The sequence below is a fragment of the Actinoplanes sp. NPDC000266 genome, assembly GCF_042899005.1.
Taxonomy (GTDB): Bacteria; Actinomycetota; Actinomycetes; order Mycobacteriales; family Micromonosporaceae; genus Actinoplanes.
On the sequence record NZ_JBIAZI010000021.1, the window covers coordinates 1 to 18,015 of the forward strand.

Sequence of the window (18,015 nt, forward strand, 5' to 3'; positions counted from 1 at the left end):
TGTGTCTCTGTTTTGTTTTGTTTCCTTTTCGTTATATTATCTTCTTTTTTTTTTTTTTGTGTTTGGGTTTTGGTGGGGGGGGGGGGGGGGGCCGCGGCCCGCCCCCCCCCCCCCCCCACCGCTGTGTTCCACCCCTTCGGCCCAAGAGGCTTCACCCACATGTTCCGCTACATCGTGCGGCGCCTGCTCCAGATGGTGCTCACCTTCTTCGGGGCCACGTTCCTCGTGTACGCGCTGATGTTCGCCAACCAGGACGACCCCTATCAGGCGCTGGTCGGCGAGCGCCCGCTCAGCGAGAGCCAGCGGGCCGCCCTGAACGCGCAGTACCACCTCGACGACCCCTTCTTCGTGCAGTACTGGCACTACGTGCGGGGCCTGCTCACCGGCGACCTCGGCACCTCGCTGACCCAGCGCCGCCCGATCAGCGAGATGCTGGCCGAGGCCTGGCCCATCACGATCAAGCTGGCGCTGCTCGCGGTCCTGATCGCGGCCGTCATCGCCGTCTCGGCCGGCGTGCTCTCCGGCATCCGCCGCGGTGGCGTGTTCGACAACGTCACGCTGGTGATCACTCTGATCGTGCTGGCCATGCCGGTCGTGGTGCTGGCCCCGGTGGCCCAGGTGGTCTTCGGTGTCCAGCTCGGCTGGTTCCCGGTCACCGTCACCCGTGACGCCGGACTGTGGGACCTGCTGCTGCCCGCCCTGGTGCTGGGCACTCTGGTGATCGCGACCGAGCTGCGGGTCACCCGCTCCTCGGTGGCCGAGAACATGCGGGCCGACTACGTGCGTACGGCCCGGGCCAAGGGTCTGACGAACAAGCGGGTGATCGGCGCCCACGTGCTGCGCAACTCCCTGATCCCGGTGATCACGCTGATCGGCGTGGACATCGGCGCCCTCATGTCGGGCGCGATCGTCACCGAGGGTGTCTTCAACATCCCCGGCGTCGGCTTCAACCTGTTCCGCGGCATCCGCGCCGAGGACGGCCCGCTGGTGGTCGGCTTCGTGAGCGTTCTGGTGATCGTCTTCTTGGTGATCAACCTGATCGTCGACCTGCTGTACGCCGCTCTCGACCCCAGGATCCGCTATGAGTGACCTCAACGCCGTCAGCGCGGCCGAGGCGCCCGGCCCGGCGCCGACCCGCCCCCGCCACGGCAGCTCGCCGGCCAAGCCGCGCAGCCTGGCCGGCGACGCCTGGATCGACCTGCGCTCCAGCAAGATCTTCTGGGTGGCGGCGGTGCTGGTCGTGGTCATCCTGCTGATGGCGGCCTGGCCGTCGCTGTTCACCTCGGCCGACCCGCGCGACTGCGTGCTGGCCAACAAGAACGCCGGCTCGGCCGGCGGCGCGCCCTTCGGTTACGACTTCCAGGGCTGCAACGTCTACGCCAAGACCATCTACGGCGCGCGCGACTCGCTGATCGTCGGCCTGTTCGCCACCCTGATCGCCGGCGTCATCGGTCTGCTGTTCGGCCTGGCCGCCGGTTACTACGGCGGCTGGCTCGACGCGGTGCTGTCCCGCTTCATCGACGTCATGCTCGGCGTCCCGTTCCTGCTGGCGGCGATCGTGCTGGCCAAACGGTTCTCGGCGAACCCGGACGACAACGGCCTGCTGGCGGTGACGCTGACCCTCGGGCTGCTCGGCTGGACGACGTCGGCCCGGGTGATGCGCTCGGCCGTCATCTCGGCCAAGGGCCAGGACTACGTGGCGGCGGCCCGCATGCTCGGTGCGAGCCCCGGGCGCCAGATGTTCCGGCACATCCTGCCCAACTCGATCGGCCCGTTCCTGGTGGTGCTGACGATCCTGCTCGGCGTCAACATCGCCAGCGAGTCGACACTGTCGTTCCTCGGCGTGGGGCTCAAGGGCGACGCCATCAGCTGGGGCATCGCGATTGCCGAGGCCGGGCCGTACGTCCGTACGACCGCGGCGCCTTTGATCTGGCCCTCGGTCTTCCTCGCGATGACGGTGCTGGCCTTCATCATGCTCGGCGACGCCATCCGCGACGCCTTCGACCCGAAGCTGCGGTGACCGAGATGGACTTCGACCCGAACGCCCCGTTGCTCCAGGTCAACGACATGCACGTGGAGTTCCGCACCCGCGACGGCGTGGCCCGCGCGGTGAACGGCGTCAACCTCATCCTGCGCCCCGGCGAGACGCTCGCCGTGCTGGGCGAGTCGGGCTGCGGCAAGTCGGTCACCGCGCAGGCGATCATGGGCATCCTCGACACGCCACCGGCCCACGTGACCAGGGGCGAGGTGCTCTACCGCGGCGTCGACCTGCTGAAACTGCCCGAGACCGAGCGCCGCAAGGTCCGCGCCAACCGGATCGCGATGATCTTCCAGGACGCGCTGAGCGCCCTGAACCCGGTCTACAGCGTCGGATTTCAGATCGGCGAGCTCTTCCGTACGCATCGTGGCCTGTCCCGCCAGGAGGCCAAGCGCCGCGCCGTCGAGCTCCTCGACCAGGTGCGCATCCCCGACGCGAAGAACCGGGCCGACGACTATCCGCACCAGTTCTCCGGCGGCATGCGCCAGCGCGTCATGATCGCGATGGCGCTCGCCCTCGACCCGGACGTGCTGATCGCCGACGAGCCGACCACGGCCCTCGACGTCACCGTCCAGGCCCAGATCATGGGCCTGCTGGCCGAGGTGCAGCGCGAGCGCAACATGGGCCTGGTGCTGATCACCCACGACATGGGCGTGGTGGCGGACGTCGCCGACACCATCGCGGTGATGTACGCGGGCAAAGTCGTCGAGTACGCGCCGGTCTACGACATCTACGCGCACCCGGCCCACCCGTACACGAAGGCGCTGCTCGAGTCGATCCCGCGCCTCGACTTCAAGGGCCGCGGGCTCAACGTGATCCGCGGGCTGCCGCCGGCCCTGACCGACGTGCCGCGGGGCTGCCCGTTCCACCCGCGGTGCGCCTACGCCCGGGACATCTGCCGGCAGGATCCGCCGCCGCCCGCCTATCAGATCGCGTCGCGGCGCATCGCCAGCTGCCACTTCATCCGGGAGGTCCTCGGTGTCTGACGTCGTTCTCGAGGCGCGGGGCCTGGTCAAGCACTTCCCGATCACCCAGGGCATCGTCGTGCGGAAGAAGACCGGCGCGGTCCGGGCGGTCGACGGCGTCGACCTGCACCTGCGCCGGGGCGAGACCCTCGGCATCGTCGGCGAGTCCGGCTGCGGCAAGTCGACGCTGGCGAAGATGCTGGTCGGCCTGGAGAAACCCACGAGCGGTGAGATCCGGGTACGCGGCGACGACATGATCCGCCTGCGCGGCCCGGCGCTGCGCCAGGCCCGCCGCAACATCCAGATGGTCATGCAGGACCCGTACACGTCGCTGAACCCGCGCATGACCGTCGGCGACATCGTCGGCGAGCCGTTCGAGATCCACCCGGAGGCGGTGCCAGGGCAGGGCCGCGAGCGCGCGGTGCGCGACCTGATCGACACGGTCGGCCTCAACCCCGACCACCTCAACCGCTATCCGCACCAGTTCTCGGGCGGTCAGCGCCAGCGCATCGGCATCGCCCGCGCGCTGGCCCTCCGCCCCGAGATCATCGTCTGCGACGAGCCGGTGTCCGCCCTCGACGTGTCGATCCAGGCCCAGGTGATCAACCTGCTCGAGCGCCTCCAGCGCGACTTCGGCCTTTCGTACGTCTTCATCGCCCACGACCTGTCGGTGGTCCGGCACATCTCCGACCGCATCGCCGTGATGTACCTCGGCAAGGTGGTCGAGACGGGCAGCCACGTGGCGATCTACGACCAGCCGACCCACCCGTACACCCAGGCCCTGCTGTCGGCGGTCCCGGTGCCGGACCCGCGCCTGCGCGGTCACCGGCGGCACATCGTCCTGGAGGGCGACGTGCCCTCACCGGCCGATCCGCCGTCCGGCTGCCGTTTCCGCACGCGCTGCTGGAAGGCCCAGCCCGGCTGCGCCGTCCACGAGCCGACCCTCGAGGTCCGCGAGCGTTCCCCGCATCCGAGCGCCTGCCACTTCGCGGAGACGCTCGACCTGGCCCGGCGGTAGGGGTCAGAGAGGGCCGCGCCCGGCGCGCAGGATCATCAGGGCGACCTGGGCGCCGTCGGCGCCCAGGGCCTCGCGGAAGCGCTCGACGATCTCGCGCTCGCGGGAGAGGACGAGGCGGGTGCCGCCGCTGGCCATGCGGGTGCGGCCGACCTCCTGGGAGAGGCGGGCCCGTTCCAGCCAGAGGTCGATGATCGCCTGGTCGATCTCGTCGATCCGCTCACGCATCGCGCTGATCTCGTGCGCGGCCAGCGGCTCGGCGGCGCCGGTCTTGAGGTCCATCCCGGCCGCGCTCGTCTGGGCAGCGCTGTCGCCGGTCTTGTTGTCCACCACGTCGGCGGTCATGTCGTGCTCCTCGGGTGCTGGCGCCCCGGTCGACCCGGCCCGGGCAGCATCAAGCCCCGGGCGGTGAGGCCCGGGGCTTGATGGAGGTCTGTCGTTCAGACGCGTCCTATGGCCGCGGGGCTTCCGCTGCCATAGAAAAATCGCGCCTGCTGGATCACGTGCCGAGTATGCCCCCGGCGGGAACCAGTCCGCAAGAAAAGCGCCCGATCCGTGGGACGGCTCCCACTCCCGGTGCCCGCCTGCACAAACGTGGCTATTCGGTACAAGCGGTTCTCCAACGTTGCCTAACTTGAACATGTGGACGTGCCGACAGTGCTGCGGGCGCCGGGCCGGCTGCGGATCATCGCTCTGCTCGCGGTGGTGCTCGTGGTCCTCATGGTGCCCGTCTGGGTGATCACGCTGCGCGCCTTCAACGGGGTCGAGCAGAGGATGATGGTCAAGGAGGCGGAGGAGCTGCGGGTCGCGCTCAGCGAGCGGGCGCGGAGCCTCGTCGACTTCGGGATCACCAATTCGATGCGGACCAGCGTCCACACCCATGTGGCCGAGGGTGACCAGGCCGGTTTCGAGGGCGACTTCCCGCCCGCGACGGTGCGGGACCTGTACGGGCTTTCCGGCGTCGTGGGCGTGAGCCGGGACGGGAGAAGAACGGTCGGCGGGCTGCTCGGCTCGGAGGGCTACGACGATCTGCCGGACGAGTTGCGCGACTCGTCGGTGCTGGAGACCCTGGTCGACACCGGCGCGGCGGCCGGGGAGGCCCGCTGCGGGGTCACCTCCGCGACCGGCACCCCCACGATCTTCTGCAGTCTCCCGGTCTTCGAGCGGAGCGGTGGCGGAACGTCGTCCGGCTCGCTGATCCTGCTCCGCGCGCTCGACGCCACCGGCCTGGGAATGCTCCAGGAGAGTACCGAGGACACGACGACGCTGCGGGACGGCCCGGTCAAGGGCCGGGTGCAGCACGAGGATCTGAACAGCCTGATCGGCACGCTGCGGGTGGACACCGCAGTGGTCGGCGACGAGGTGGCTGTGCAGACCACGGTCACCGGCGTCGACGGGGCCGGGGTCACGTTCCAGATTCTTGAGGAGCGCCCGGTGCACACCGCGGCGGTGCGCACCCTGATCGCGATCGCGGTCGTCATCGTCCTGACGATGATCATCCTCAAGGCGGCGCTGGGCCGGGTGGTCCGCGGCACCGTCCGCGACGAGGTGCGGCCGCTGCGGCGGGCGGCCGAGGAGATCATGGAGTCCCGTGACCTGCGCGGCCGGCTGCCCGGCTCGTCGCATCCGGACCTGAACGCGCTCGGGGCCGCGGTCAACGGCATGCTCGCTTCCTTCGAGGCGCAGGACGCCGAGATCACCGAGGAGCGGGCGCGCGCCGAGGCGCTGCGGGAGGAGCAGCTGACGGCCGAGGAGCACGCGCGGGACGAGACGCTGCGCCGGGTGCAGGCCGAGTCGGAGCAGATCATCGGCGGCATCGCCTATCAGCTCGGCGACGCCGTCCACGAGGTCGACACGGTCCGCGAGTCGGTGGAGAACATCAACGCCGGCGCCGCCGCGGCCCACTCGGCGACCGAGCAGATGGCCGACCACGCGGCCCAGGCCGACCGGGCGGCCGAGGCGCTCGGCGTCAGCCTGCCCGCCGCCGCCGAGATGGTCGCGGTGATCGCGCAGATCGCCGGCCAGACCCGCATGCTGGCCCTGAACGCCACGATCGAGGCCGCCCGCGCCGGTAAGTCCGGAGAGGGCTTCGCGGTCGTGGCCGACGAGGTCCGCAAGCTGGCTGACGACACGTCCACCTCGGCCGACCGCATCACGACCACGCTGGGCGCCCTGACCGCGAGCGCCACCGACGTGTCGAGCGCCGTGGCCACCATGACCGACGGCATCGCGAGCGTCCGCGCCGCCATCGACCAGGTCCGCTCGGTCGCCGACGACCAGCAGCACAGCATCAGCGGCCTGATCTCCCAGGTCCAGGCGGCCATCGCCCAGATCGACCAGTTGGCCCCCGAGCAGACCGGCCAGCCCCAGCCCGAGACCACCGCCCCCGGCGGCGGCCTCGAACTCTTCTGACCGGCCCGGTGGGTCAGGCCGTAGTGCTGATGCGGTTGGCCGGGCCCGGGGCGACCGGGGCCGCTCCCAGATAGGCGACCAAGGCGTCGATGTCGAAGCCCGGTGCGGTCGTGCGGCCGGTGCCGGCGGTCAGGGCGCTGAAGCCGTCACCGCCGTTGGCCAGGAAGTCGTTCGTGGTCACCTGGTAGGAGGCGGCGGGGTCGATCGGCGTGCCGTTGAGGGCCAGGTTCGAGATCTTCGAGCCGAGCGCGGCCGAGGCGCTCCACGTGTACGTGAAGCCGGCCGACACCTGAAGGATCTTGGTCGTCGTCTGGCCCTGGTGCCCGGCGAACTGCTGCTCCAGCACGGCCTTGATCTGCGCCCCGGTGAAGGTCTGCGTCACCACCAGGTTGTTGAACGGCTGAACGGTGAACGCCTCGCCGTACGTCACCTGGCCGTTGGCCTCGCCACCGGCCGACGCCTCGGCGTCGAAGTCGGCCCGGATGCCACCCGGGTTCATCAACGCGATCTGCGCCCCGCCGGCCTTCGTATAGGCCAGCTGGGCATCCGCGATCACGTCGCCGAGCGGGGTCTCACCGGCCGGCGTCGCCGTGCGGGTGATGTCGGCCGTGATCGAGCCGACGACGCGGTTGGCGATCGGCGCGACCGCGGTGCGGTATTTGTCGGCGATCTTCTTGGCGCCCGCGTCGACCGTGTCGGGGTTCTTCAGATAGACGCCGTTCGCGTCCCGCTTCCAGCCGCCCTGCCCGTCGGCCACGCCGTTCTCGACGATCACGTTCTTCGCGGTGATCTCGGCGAACCGGCCGCTGCGCCGGTCGATCGTGTAGTCGATGTCGGTGATCAGCTGCCCGTTGGTGCCGGCGCTGGTCACCACCGACGTGCCCTTCTTGTTGGGCAGCGTGCACGAGTAGAACCGGTGGGTGTGCCCGGAGACGACCAGACCGAACTCGGGGTTGAGCCCGGCCACGATCGGGACGATCGGCCCGGAGAAGTTGGTGCAGTCGGAGACGCCCGGCGTCGGGGTGGCCGTGCCCTGCGAACCGCCCTCGTGCACGAGCAGCACCTGAGCTTTCACGCCGAACAGCTTGAGCACGTTGCTCCACTTGTTGGCGGTCTGGATCTCGTCGGTGAAGTGCACGTTCTTGATGCCGGCCGGATTGACGATGCCGGGCGTGCCCTCGAGGGTCATGCCGACGAAGCCGACCGGAACGCCGTCGACCAGCTTGATGTCGATCGGCGGCAGGATCGGCAGGCCGGTCTTGTTGTCGATCGTGTTGGCCGCGAGATAGGTGAATTTCGCTCCGCCGAAGCCGTCGCCGTCCTGGCAGCCGTCGACCGGGTGGCAGCCGCCGCGCTGCATGCGGATCAGCTCGCCGACGCCCTCGTCGAACTCGTGGTTGCCGACCGAGCTGACCTGCAGGCCGACCTGGTTCATCAGCTCGATCGTCGGCTCGTCGTGGAAGGCCGCGCTCACCAGCGGGGTGGCGCCGATCAGGTCGCCGGCGCCGACGGTCAGGGTCTTACGGCCCTCGGCCTTGGCCTCGGCCCGCAGCTTCTTCAGATAGGTCGCCAGATATTCGACGCCGCCCGCGGGCGTGCTCGTGCCGGACGCGTTGACCACGGCGCCGCTCCCGCTCGGCGGGTCGATCGCGCCGTGGAAGTCGTTGTAGCTGAGGAACTGCCCTTTGACGGTCGCGCCCTTGGGCAGGCCGGCCGAGACACTGACCGGGGCGAACTCCGGCGGCGCGGCGGCGCTGGGTGTGGGCCGCGCGAGCGGCAGGCCGGCGACGACGGCCAGCGCCAGGGCCGGGACGGCGAGATGGCGGAGACGGTCCATAGTGCTCAACTCCCGATCACGGTGAGGGTCGGCCGACCTCGACAGCCTGGTGCATTGATGGGTGTGCGCGCTACCGGTTGGCCGAAACCTGTGGATAACTCAGGCCCCGGTGGACGACGGCGATTCTTGTCGGTGGGTCGGCATAGACTTGCCCCCGCGATGCGACCTTCCTCTGAAACCTCCGACGGTGCCCTGTTCGCGATGCCCGCTGTGCGGGAGCCCGAGGCGCCGAGACCCCCGCGCCCGAAACCGCGCGGGCTCGACCCCGAGTCGCTGCTGACCGGCCTGAACGGCCCTCAGCGCGACGCCGTGACCCACGCCGGCTCGCCGCTGCTCATCGTGGCCGGCGCCGGTTCGGGCAAGACCCGGGTGCTGACCCATCGCATCGCCTATCTGCTGGCCGCGCGCGACGTGCACCCCGGCGAGATCATCGCGATCACCTTCACCAACAAGGCCGCCGGCGAGATGAAGGAGCGGGTCGCCCACCTCGTCGGCCCCCGTGCCCGGTTGATGTGGGTCTCGACCTTCCACTCGGCGTGCGTCCGCATCCTGCGCGCCGAGCACGAGCACGCCGGCCTCAAGAGCACCTTCTCCATCTACGACGCCGACGACTCGCGCCGGCTCATGCAGCTCGTGGTCCGTGAGCTCGACCTCGATCCGAAGAGATATACGGCGCGCGGTCTCGCGGCCCAGGTCTCCAACCTCAAGAACGAGCTGATCGAGCCCGAGGAGTTCAAGGAGAAGGCCAAGGGGCCCAACGAGAGGGCCATCGCCGAGGCGTACGAGCTCTATCAGCGCCGCCTCCGCGAGGCGCACGCGCTCGACTTCGACGACATCATCATGGCCACGGTCCACCTGTTCCAGTCGCATCCGCATGTCGTGGAGACTTATCGTCGCCGCTTCCGTCACGTGCTCGTCGACGAATACCAGGACACCAACCACGCGCAGTACATGCTGGTGAAGGCTCTGGTCGGTGAGAAGGACGGCGACCTTCCGCCCGGTGAGCTGTGCGTGGTCGGTGACGCCGACCAGTCGATCTACGCGTTCCGCGGCGCCACCATCCGCAACATCCTCGAGTTCGAGCGTGACTACCCCGACGCCCGCACGATCCTGCTGGAGCAGAACTACCGCTCCACCCAGACGATCCTGTCGGCGGCCAACGCGGTGATCGACCGCAACACGTCCCGCAAGCCCAAGCGGCTCTGGAGCGACCAGGGCGCGGGCGAGCAGATCGTCGGCTACGTCGCCGACACCGAGCACGCCGAGGCCGACTGGGTGGCCCGCGAGATCGACCGCCTCACCGACCGCGGCGACGCCCGCCCCGGCGACGTCGCCGTCTTCTACCGCACCAACGCGCAGTCCCGTGTGTTCGAGGAGGTGTTCATCCGGGTCGGCCTGCCCTACAAGGTGGTCGGCGGGGTGCGCTTCTACGAGCGCAAGGAGGTCCGCGACGCGCTGGGCTACCTGCGCGCGGTGGTGAACGACGACGACACGGTGAGCATCCGCCGCGTCCTGAACACCCCCAAGCGCGGCATCGGCGACCGGGCCGAGGCCTGCATCGAGGCGCTGTCGTCCCGCGACCGCATCTCCTTCGGTCAGGCGCTGCGCCACGCCAAGGACGCCCCGGGCATCTCGACCCGCGCCGTCAACAGCATCGGCGACTTCGTCCAGCTCCTCGACGACCTGCGGGAGCTCTCGCGCACGGCCCCGCCCGAGGAGGTGCTCGAGTCGGTGCTCCAGCGCTCGGGCCTGCTCTCCGAGCTCGAGGAGAGCCTCGACCCGCAGGACCAGGGCCGGGTGGAGAACCTCCAGGAGCTCGTCAGCGTCGCCCGGGAGTACACCGAGCGCGTCGAGGCCCAGGCCGAGGACGCCGAGGAGGGTGAGGCCCCGGCCGCCACGCTGGCCGGTTTCCTCGAGCAGGTCGCGCTGGTGGCCGACGCCGACCAGATCCCGAGCGACGACCCCGACCACCAGGGCGTGGTCACGCTCATGACGCTGCACACGGCCAAGGGCCTCGAGTTCCCGGTGGTCTTCCTGACCGGCCTCGAGGACGGCGTCTTCCCGCACACCCGCGCGCTCGGTGACAACAACGAGCTCGAGGAGGAGCGCCGCCTGGCCTACGTGGGGATCACCCGCGCCCGCCAGCGGCTCTATCTTTCCCGCGCGGTCACCCGCGGGGCGTGGGGCCAGCCGCAGTACAACCCTCCGTCGCGGTTCACGGCGGAGCTTCCGCCCGAGCTGATCCGCTGGGAGCGTACGGCCGGCAACTACACCTCATGGTCCGGTACGGGTGGCGGCGTCGGTGGCCGCGCCGGTGGCGACCGGTCCCGCGGTGGCGGCTTCTCCGGCGGCACGCCGAAGGCGCAGCAGCTCGCGAGCCGCCTCGGCATCGACGGCAGCAAGCTCTCGACCGCCAGCGAGCTGCCCCAGGCGCCCAAGGTGTCGGCCGGCGACCGGGTCAATCATCAGCGTTACGGCCTCGGCCGGGTCGTCACCGTCGAGGGGCAGGGCCCGGGCGCCCGCGCTCAGATCGACTTCGGCGACCAGGTGATGTGGCTGGTCCTCCGGCACGCCCCCATCGAGAAGATCTAACAGCCGGGCAGTCGTACGCCGTGCTCGTGCAGCCAGCGGGTGGGCTCGATCGGGTTCTTGTACGTGCCCACGTGCACCTCGAAGTGCAGGTGCGGCCCGGTGGAGTGGCCGGTCGAGCCCTCGTCGCCGATCCGCTCGCCGGGCGTGACGTGCTGGCCGGCCGACACGGCGATCACCGACATGTGCCCGTAGTGGGTGAGATAGCCGTTGCCGTGGTCGATGAGCACCGCGTTGCCGTAACCGGCGGCCGCGCCCGCGCGCACCACCACGCCGGCGCCCGCCGCGAGGATGGGTGAGCCGTGCGGGCCGGCGATGTCGACGCCCGCGTGCAGCCGGCCCCAGCGCTGGCCGAAGCAGGAGGTCACCCGGCCCGCCGGGTTCGGGTTGACCCAGGCCGCGCCGGTCTCGGCGGCCGCGTTCGGTGCCGCGGCCACGACGACCGGCTTGGGGCGCTTCTTCTGACCGGCCGACTGCCCGGCGATGTCACCCACGGGGGGCGCGGCCGCGTCGACCGCCGGAAGAGAGTCACCCGGCACGAACTCGTCGCCACTGCCGAAGTCGCCACTGCCGAAGTCGCCACTGCCGAAGTCGGCGGACGAGACGGTGACGTCGGCCGGCTTCTGCCACGACTCGGCCGCGGCTGCCACCCCACCGGTGATGCCGGTAGCAAGGGCGGCGCCGAGGGCCACAGTCAGGGCCACGTTGCGCGCGCGGCGGCCGGCGAGGGCGAAGGGCAGGGCGACGTGCCGGCGTACCGTCTCCCGGCGGTGACGTCCGCCGAGGGACTCGACTCGATTCGGCACGCGGCAAGACCTCCCCAGTTGGTGACCGACATCTGCCTGTCGGCCCCCTGGGGCGGGCACTGAGCTGACTGGACGACTGGGAACGCAACGCCTACCGAGGGGCAACCATCCGGCACCCCGGGAGGAAAATCAGGAGGCCGCGGCCATCCCGGCGTACACCGACTCGACCTGGAGCTTGATGTCGACGCCGCGCTCGCGCAGGAACGGGATCGGGTCGGTCGGAGCGCCGTTCACGTGGATCTCGAGGTGCAGGTGTACGCCGTACGAGGCTCCGGTGTTGCCGACCTCGCCGAGCACCTGACCGGCCTTGACCTTGTCGCCGACGTTGACCAGCACCCGGCGCGAGTGGGCGTAGATGACCTCGGTGCCGTCTTCGTTCTTCACGGTGACCGAGTAGCCGTAGCCGCCGTTGTAGCCGGCCTGGGTGACCTCACCGGCGTGCACCGACTTGTAGGGCATGCCCTCGGGGGCGGTCAGGTCGATGCCGGCGTGCAGCTTGCCCCACCGGACGCCGTAGGGCGAGGTGAAGACGTAGTCGTCGAGGGGGAGCAGCCACACGTCCTCGGCGGCCTGCTCGGCGCTGACGTTCTGCTTGGCGGCCGAGTCGCGGCTGTCGCTCCGCGAGGCGGCGGTGTCGTCGGCGGCGCGGTCGGCGACGGCGTCGGCGACCTGAGCGCTCTGGAGGCTCTTCAGAACCTCGGTGTCGACCTGCTTGGTGTCGGGCATGTTGGCCGCGGCGCCCAGCGCCACGACTCCGGCTCCGACGAAGGCCGAGGTGACGGCGACGGCGTAGCGGCTGCGGGGAGGGGTTGGTACGCGGCGTCGGCCGCGATAGCGATCGGGCTCAGACGACAAGCGCTGGCGCACGAACAACCCTCCGTCGGTGGCAAAACGTCGGCGTCACGGGCTCACCTAATTGCCGGTGAACCAGGTCTTCCGTGCTGTCGGATCGGCGTTAACCGGTTGACAGCCGGGAGCCACGGTAACGAAACGGCAGCCGCGTCACAAGTCGCAGCGCCAATTCGCTGACAGTTCCTGGTCCGCATTGCGCAGCGAATGTCCGAATTCGTGGTCTTTCCCTGGTGAACTGTTCGCACACGCGGTGTGATTGTCTGAGAAGCACAAAGTAAGGTGACGCAGAATACATTTCCCATCACGCCGGGTGATCACTGTTATGTGACCGCCGCTACCCCGCGGCCCCGGCGCGGGTTACCGTTCGTTCAGGTGACATCGCGGTCAGCGGCACGGAGGGTCAGGATGCAGGCACGGATCAGGGTCGTCGTAGCGAAGCCCGGGCTGGACGGGCACGACCGCGGGGCCAAGGTGGTGGCCCGCGCGCTGCGCGACGCGGGTATGGAAGTGGTCTACACCGGCCTGCACCAGACGCCGGAGCAGATCGTCGAGACCGCCATTCAGGAGGACGCCGACGCGATCGGTTTGTCCGTTCTGTCCGGCGCGCACATGACATTGTTCCGCCGCGTAATCGAACTGCTGGCGGAGCGTGACGCAAGCGATGTCGTCGTATTCGGTGGGGGCATCATTCCGGCCGACGACATCACCGAATTGGAAAAGCTGGGAGTGGCGCACATCTTCACTCCGGGCGCCACTACCGCGTCCATCGTCGAATGGGTACGCGCCAATGTCTCATCACCGGTGGCTTGACCAGCGGAGATCCTAGCAGAGCCTTCAGTCCGCTTAAGGGCGGCGGTGGGGTGGTTGGACGGGGGCAAGGGGAGAGGCCGGACGCACCCCTCACACGTCCGGCCTCTCATGCACGATGCCCCGCCGCCACCCCTCGACCGACAGGGCATCGGCCGCCTTCGCGCCGGTGCGCCGTAGCGCTCCGACACCACAATCAACGACGCCCCCAAAAGGGGGTTACGGGGGAAATCGCGCCGGGGTCACCCGGGTGGTCTAGCCTGTCGCGGCGTGACCGCCCCGTACCCCGTCGTCAAGCGCATCCCCGACGATCAGCCCTTCGTCGTACGCCCCCATCTCGCCAAGCGCCTCGGCTTCGTCGGCGCCTCCAGCGCGTTCATCTGGTTGTTCACGCTCTGCCTGTTCGGCCTGGCGAGTCTCGGCGAGGACGACGTGCAGTGGGCGGCGCTGATCGCCGTACCGGCGGTGATCGGTGTCGTCTTCTTCCTCTGGGTCGGCGGCATCGTCTGGCTCGTCGCCAGCGGCGGCCCGGTGCTCGCGGCCGGCCCGGCCGGCCTCTGGATCAAGACCCGGCCGACCCGGGGCCCGGCCGTCTGGCTGCCCTGGGAGCACATCGGGCTGATCAGCCGGCGGCGCTGGTTCGTCGAGAAGATGCTGGTCGTGCACCCGCGTGATCCGCGCGTGAACGACAACCTCGGCGCCTTCACGGCGGTGGACGCGAGCAGCCTCAATCTGATCTACGGCAGCGGGCTCACCGCCACGCTGACCTTCGCGGACAAGAAAGAGGCCGAGATTCTCCAGGCGGTCGCCTATTTCGCGAACCATCGGGTACCTCTGGCATGACCGCGTACCACGGGCCACTCCTGCCCCGGGTGTGTGGTCTTGCACACCGCGCACCCGCGCCTTCGGAGCACCCGTTCAGGTCGCTAGTCTGCGAATGAAGGCCTCGCAGGGCCGGACATTCTTCACGCCGGCGACTCTCGTTCGCCGCGCGCACACAGGTCGGGACGCAACGGTGCGGCTTGCCGGCGCTTGGCGTCGCGAGCGAAAGGAGACACGTGGACCTGTTCGAGTATCAGGGGCGTGACCTGTTCGAACGGCACGGGTTGCCCGTGCTGGGCGGCGGCGTCGCCGAGACCCCGCAGGAGGCCCGGGCGATCGCCGAGCGGCTCGGCGGCAAGGTCGTCGTCAAGGCGCAGGTCAAGGTCGGCGGCCGCGGCAAGGCGGGCGGCGTCAAGCTGGCCGACGGCGCCGACGAGGCCGAGGCCCGGGCGACCGACATCCTGGGCATGGACATCAAGGGCCACACGGTCGGAAAGGTGATGCTGGCCGAGACGGCCGACATCAAGGAGGAGTACTACTTCTCCTACCTGCTCGACCGTGCGAACCGCACCTTCCTCTGCATCGCCAGCGTGGCCGGCGGCATGGAGATCGAGACGGTCGCCGAGGAGCAGCCCGAGCGGGTCGCCAAGATCGCGATCGACGCCAGCAAGGGCGTCGACGAGGCCAAGGCCCGTGAGATCGTCGCCGCGGCTCAGTACCCGGCCGAGGTGGCCGACCAGATCGTCGACATCGCGGTGAAGCTCTGGCAGGCCTTCGTGGCCGAGGACGCCACCCTGGTCGAGGTCAACCCGCTGGCCAAGGTCGGCGACGGCCGGGTGCTCCTGCTGGACGCCAAGATCACGCTGGACGAGAACGCGGCGTTCCGGCACCCCGACCACGAGGCGCTGGTCGACCAGTCCGCGGTCGACCCGCTGGAGCAGGCGGCCAAGGCCAAGAACCTCAACTACGTCAAGCTGGACGGCGAGGTCGGCATCATCGGCAACGGCGCCGGCCTGGTCATGTCCACCCTCGACGTGGTGGCCTACGCGGGTGAGAAGCACGGCAACGTCAAGCCGGCCAACTTCCTCGACATCGGCGGCGGCGCGAGCGCCCAGGTGATGGCGAACGGCCTCGAGGTCGTCCTCGGCGACCCGGCCGTGAAGTCGGTCTTCGTGAACGTCTTCGGCGGCATCACCGCCTGCGACGCGGTCGCGAACGGCATCATCCAGGCCCTCGCCCTGCTCGCCGAGCGCGGCGAGACCGTCACCAAGCCGCTCGTGGTCCGCCTCGACGGCAACAACGCCGAGGAAGGCCGGGCCATCCTCGACGGCGCCAACAACCCGCTGGTCGAGCGGGTGGACACGATGGACGGAGCGGCCGAGCGCGCCGCCGAGCTCGCGGCTGCGGGGAAGTGACGTAATGGCGATCTGGCTTACCAAGGACTCGAAGGTCATCGTCCAGGGCATCACCGGCTCGGAGGGCTCCAAGCACACCAAGCGGATGCTCGCCGCGGGCACCCAGGTAGTCGGCGGGGTGAACCCCCGCAAGGCCGGCACCAAGGTGGACTTCGACGGCACCGAGCTGCCCGTCTTCGCGACCGTGGCCGAGGCGATCAAGGAGACCGGCGCCGACGTGTCGGTCATCTTCGTCCCGCCGGCGTTCACCAAGTCGGCCGTGATCGAGGCGATCGACGCCGAGATCCCGCTCGCCGTGGTGATCACCGAGGGTGTGCCGGTGCAGGACTCGGCCGCCTTCTGGGCGTACAACATCGACCGTGGCCAGAAGACCCGGATCATCGGGCCGAACTGCCCCGGCATCGCGTCGCCCGGCGCCTCGAACGCCGGCATCATCCCGGCCGACATCACCCCGGGCGGCCGCATCGGCCTGGTCAGCAAGAGCGGCACGCTGACCTACCAGCTCATGTACGAGCTGCGGGACTTCGGCTTCTCGACCGCCGTCGGCATCGGTGGCGACCCGATCATCGGTACCACGCACATCGACGCGCTCAAGGCGTTCCAGGACGACCCCGAGACCGACGCCATCGTCATGATCGGTGAGATCGGTGGCGACGCCGAGGAGCGGGCCGCCGAGTTCATCAAGGCGAACGTCACCAAGCCGGTCGTCGGCTACATCGCCGGCTTCACCGCGCCTCCCGGCAAGACCATGGGTCACGCCGGCGCGATCATCTCGGGCTCGGCCGGCACCGCCGACGCCAAGAAGGCGGCGCTCGAGGCCGCGGGTGTCAAGGTCGGCAAGACGCCGAGCGAGACCGCCCGTCTCATGCGCGAAGTCATGAGCTGATTTCTGTACGCCACGCCGGCGCGCCGTCAATTGATTGACGGCGCGCCGTCGTATCTGCAGCGCCGGGCCGCCCCCGGCGTGGAAAAGTAGTTCGCGATGTCGACGCCACCCCGCCCGGACGACTCGGACGACCCGAAGGTCGCCGAGGCGGTCCAGGACGCCCCGATCGTGCGGACCACCGAGCCGATCGAGCGGCACACGGAAGCGTTCGATCCGCGTGACGACGACGAGGAAGCCACCGAGCAGAAGACCGTCCTGGTCGACGAGAAGGCGCTCGGCAACCGCGAGACCGTCAAGCTGCCCACCCAGCGCCGCCCACCGCCCGAGCGGGTCCGCCGGGCCCCGCTGCCGGTGGCGGCCGGCTTCGCCACGATCTGGGCCGCGCTGATCTCGTATCTGCCCGTGGCCGCCGTGATCGGCCTGGCCCGCACCCTCGAGGGCGCCGGTGGACTGGCCGGCGCCGCGCACGCCGGGCTGGCCGGCTGGATGCTCGGGCACGGCGTGCCGATCGGCACCTCGATCGGATCGCTCGGCCTGGCCCCGCTGCTGCTCACCGCGCTCATCCTCTGGCGCCTGGAGCGGGCCGGGCTGCATGTCACCCGTGCCGTCGGCGCCCGCCGCTCGGGTTCCACGGCCGGGGCGCTCTCAGTCGCGTTCGCCATCGCCCTGACCTATTCGCTGCTGGGCTCGCTGGCCGCGCTCGCGGTCGACGGGCGCGGCACCGAGGTCACGCCGGGCCGGGCCGCGGTCAACTTCTTCGTCCTCGGTGGCCTGGCCGCCTTCGCCGGCTCGGTGCGCGGGACGGGGGCGCTGGCCCGCTGGGCGCAGCGGATGCCCGCGGTGCTGCGGCACGGGCTGCGTACGGGCGTACTCGCGGCGTTGTTGATCCTCGCGGCCGGCGCCGCGGTCACCGGCCTCGCCGTCGCGGTCGGCGGCGGGCAGGCGGCCGACATGATCTCGGCCTACAACACCGGCGTGGCCGGGCAGGCCGGCATCACCCTGCTGAGCCTGGCGTACGGGCTGAACGGCGTCATCTGGGCCGCCGCCTATCTGCTCGGTCCTGGTTTCGCCCTCGGCACCGGATCGGTGGTGCGGCTGACCGAGGTGACCGTCGGGCCGCTGCCCACCCTGCCGCTGCTGGCCGGCCTGCCGAACGGGCCGATGGGCGCGGTCGGCGCGCTCCTGCTCTCGATCCCGGTGCTGGCCGGCCTGGCCGCCGGCTGGATGCTCACCCTGCGCGCCCACCGCGAGGCCGAGCAGGCGCCGCCGCCGGAGGTCCGCCGCCGCCCCGGATCGACCCGCCCGCGGGCGTTGCCGAAGGCCCCCGACACCCCGTGGTCGCTGCTGCTCGGGGCCGGCCTGATCGCCGGCCCGGCCGCCGGCATCGTGCTGGGCGTGCTGGCCGACATGTCCGGCGGCCCGCTGGGCGACGGCCGGATGGCCACCATCGGGCCCGACGCCGGTCAGGTCGGCCTGGTCGCCACCGCGGTGGTCGGCGTCTCGGCGGCCGTCGGCGCGGCCGCGGCCCGGCGCTTCAAGAAATCCAGCGCATGAGAAAGGGGGCGCCCGGC

Annotated in this window: 15 protein-coding genes; 11 read left to right on the plus strand and 4 right to left on the minus strand. The window is 70.3% G+C overall.

Annotated elements, in window-relative coordinates:
* The first annotated feature begins 159 nt into the window (after positions 1-159).
* Genes ACFY36_RS49205 through ACFY36_RS49220 form a run of 4 tightly spaced genes read left to right on the plus strand, consistent with a single transcriptional unit; the run spans position 160 to position 4,021 of the window.
* Complete coding sequence (locus tag ACFY36_RS49205; protein ID WP_499752845.1) at positions 160-1,089, plus strand: ABC transporter permease; 930 nt, start codon at positions 160-162, stop codon at positions 1,087-1,089.
* Positions 1,082-2,020 carry an ABC transporter permease gene (locus tag ACFY36_RS49210; RefSeq protein ID WP_499752846.1) on the plus strand — a complete coding sequence of 313 codons (939 nt, stop codon included), beginning with the start codon at positions 1,082-1,084 and terminating at the stop codon, positions 2,018-2,020. Before ACFY36_RS49205 ends, ACFY36_RS49210 begins: the two co-directional genes overlap by 8 nt.
* A 5-nt stretch (positions 2,021-2,025) precedes the next feature.
* Complete coding sequence (locus tag ACFY36_RS49215; protein WP_499752940.1) at positions 2,026-3,024, plus strand: ABC transporter ATP-binding protein; 999 nt, start codon at positions 2,026-2,028, stop codon at positions 3,022-3,024.
* The gene (locus ACFY36_RS49220) at positions 3,017-4,021 is read left to right on the plus strand and encodes an ABC transporter ATP-binding protein (protein ID WP_499752847.1); all 1,005 of its coding nucleotides are present in this window, start codon (positions 3,017-3,019) and stop codon (positions 4,019-4,021) included. The genes ACFY36_RS49215 and ACFY36_RS49220 overlap by 8 nt, the downstream gene beginning before the upstream one ends.
* A gap of 3 nt (positions 4,022-4,024) precedes the next feature.
* Here ACFY36_RS49220 and ACFY36_RS49225 read toward each other — a convergent pair whose 3' ends face one another.
* On the minus strand, positions 4,025-4,363 hold the full coding sequence (locus tag ACFY36_RS49225) for a chorismate mutase (protein ID WP_499752848.1): 339 nt from the start codon (positions 4,361-4,363) through the stop codon (positions 4,025-4,027).
* Positions 4,364-4,660: 297 nt separating this feature from the next.
* On the opposite strand from ACFY36_RS49225, the gene ACFY36_RS49230 reads away from it, so the two are divergent.
* The gene (locus tag ACFY36_RS49230) at positions 4,661-6,430 is read left to right on the plus strand and encodes a methyl-accepting chemotaxis protein (protein ID WP_499752849.1); all 1,770 of its coding nucleotides are present in this window, start codon (positions 4,661-4,663) and stop codon (positions 6,428-6,430) included.
* A gap of 13 nt (positions 6,431-6,443) precedes the next feature.
* Here the strand turns inward: ACFY36_RS49230 and ACFY36_RS49235 are convergent, their stop codons facing one another.
* Entirely contained in the window at positions 6,444-8,267 is a 1,824-nt protein-coding gene (locus ACFY36_RS49235; protein WP_499752850.1) for a bifunctional metallophosphatase/5'-nucleotidase, read from the minus strand.
* Positions 8,268-8,468: 201 nt separating this feature from the next.
* On the opposite strand from ACFY36_RS49235, the gene pcrA reads away from it, so the two are divergent.
* The gene (gene pcrA / locus ACFY36_RS49240) at positions 8,469-10,859 is read left to right on the plus strand and encodes a DNA helicase PcrA (protein WP_499752941.1); all 2,391 of its coding nucleotides are present in this window, start codon (positions 8,469-8,471) and stop codon (positions 10,857-10,859) included.
* On the opposite strand, the gene ACFY36_RS49245 is transcribed toward pcrA, so the two are convergent.
* Positions 10,856-11,662: a M23 family metallopeptidase gene (locus ACFY36_RS49245; protein ID WP_499752851.1), complete on the minus strand. Its 807-nt coding sequence runs from the start codon at positions 11,660-11,662 to the stop codon at positions 10,856-10,858. The genes pcrA and ACFY36_RS49245 overlap by 4 nt on opposite strands.
* A 129-nt stretch (positions 11,663-11,791) precedes the next feature.
* Entirely contained in the window at positions 11,792-12,529 is a 738-nt protein-coding gene (locus ACFY36_RS49250; protein WP_499752852.1) for a M23 family metallopeptidase, read from the minus strand.
* A gap of 390 nt (positions 12,530-12,919) precedes the next feature.
* Here ACFY36_RS49250 and icmB point away from each other — a divergent pair, with 390 nt between their 5' ends.
* The 5 genes from icmB to ACFY36_RS49275 all read left to right on the plus strand — a co-directional run bounded on the left by icmB (position 12,920) and on the right by ACFY36_RS49275 (position 17,998).
* On the plus strand, positions 12,920-13,324 hold the full coding sequence (icmB, locus tag ACFY36_RS49255) for a coenzyme B12-dependent isobutyryl CoA mutase small subunit (protein WP_097322690.1): 405 nt from the start codon (positions 12,920-12,922) through the stop codon (positions 13,322-13,324).
* A 267-nt stretch (positions 13,325-13,591) separates the two neighbouring features.
* A complete protein-coding gene (locus ACFY36_RS49260; RefSeq protein WP_499752853.1) occupies positions 13,592-14,164 on the plus strand; it encodes a hypothetical protein in 573 nt (190 codons plus the stop codon).
* A gap of 215 nt (positions 14,165-14,379) precedes the next feature.
* On the plus strand, positions 14,380-15,558 hold the full coding sequence (sucC, locus tag ACFY36_RS49265) for an ADP-forming succinate--CoA ligase subunit beta (protein WP_499752854.1): 1,179 nt from the start codon (positions 14,380-14,382) through the stop codon (positions 15,556-15,558).
* A 4-nt stretch (positions 15,559-15,562) separates the two neighbouring features.
* Positions 15,563-16,444: a succinate--CoA ligase subunit alpha gene (sucD, locus tag ACFY36_RS49270; RefSeq protein WP_499752855.1), complete on the plus strand. Its 882-nt coding sequence runs from the start codon at positions 15,563-15,565 to the stop codon at positions 16,442-16,444.
* Between the two features lie 96 nt (positions 16,445-16,540).
* Positions 16,541-17,998, plus strand: a complete 1,458-nt coding sequence (locus ACFY36_RS49275; RefSeq protein WP_499752856.1) for a cell division protein PerM — start codon at positions 16,541-16,543, stop codon at positions 17,996-17,998.
* The last annotated feature ends 17 nt before the right edge of the window (positions 17,999-18,015 follow it).

Coding starts and splice junctions, on each gene's coding strand:
- ACFY36_RS49235 (WP_499752850.1), bottom strand. CDS start 8,267: ATGGACCGTCTCCGCCATCTCGCCGTCCCGGCCCTGGCGCTGGCCGTC.
- sucD (WP_499752855.1), top strand. CDS start 15,563: ATGGCGATCTGGCTTACCAAGGACTCGAAGGTCATCGTCCAGGGCATC.
- icmB (WP_097322690.1), top strand. CDS start 12,920: ATGCAGGCACGGATCAGGGTCGTCGTAGCGAAGCCCGGGCTGGACGGG.
- ACFY36_RS49225 (WP_499752848.1), bottom strand. CDS start 4,363: ATGACCGCCGACGTGGTGGACAACAAGACCGGCGACAGCGCTGCCCAG.
- pcrA (WP_499752941.1), top strand. CDS start 8,469: ATGCCCGCTGTGCGGGAGCCCGAGGCGCCGAGACCCCCGCGCCCGAAA.
- ACFY36_RS49275 (WP_499752856.1), top strand. CDS start 16,541: ATGTCGACGCCACCCCGCCCGGACGACTCGGACGACCCGAAGGTCGCC.
- ACFY36_RS49210 (WP_499752846.1), top strand. CDS start 1,082: ATGAGTGACCTCAACGCCGTCAGCGCGGCCGAGGCGCCCGGCCCGGCG.
- ACFY36_RS49215 (WP_499752940.1), top strand. CDS start 2,026: ATGGACTTCGACCCGAACGCCCCGTTGCTCCAGGTCAACGACATGCAC.
- ACFY36_RS49205 (WP_499752845.1), top strand. CDS start 160: ATGTTCCGCTACATCGTGCGGCGCCTGCTCCAGATGGTGCTCACCTTC.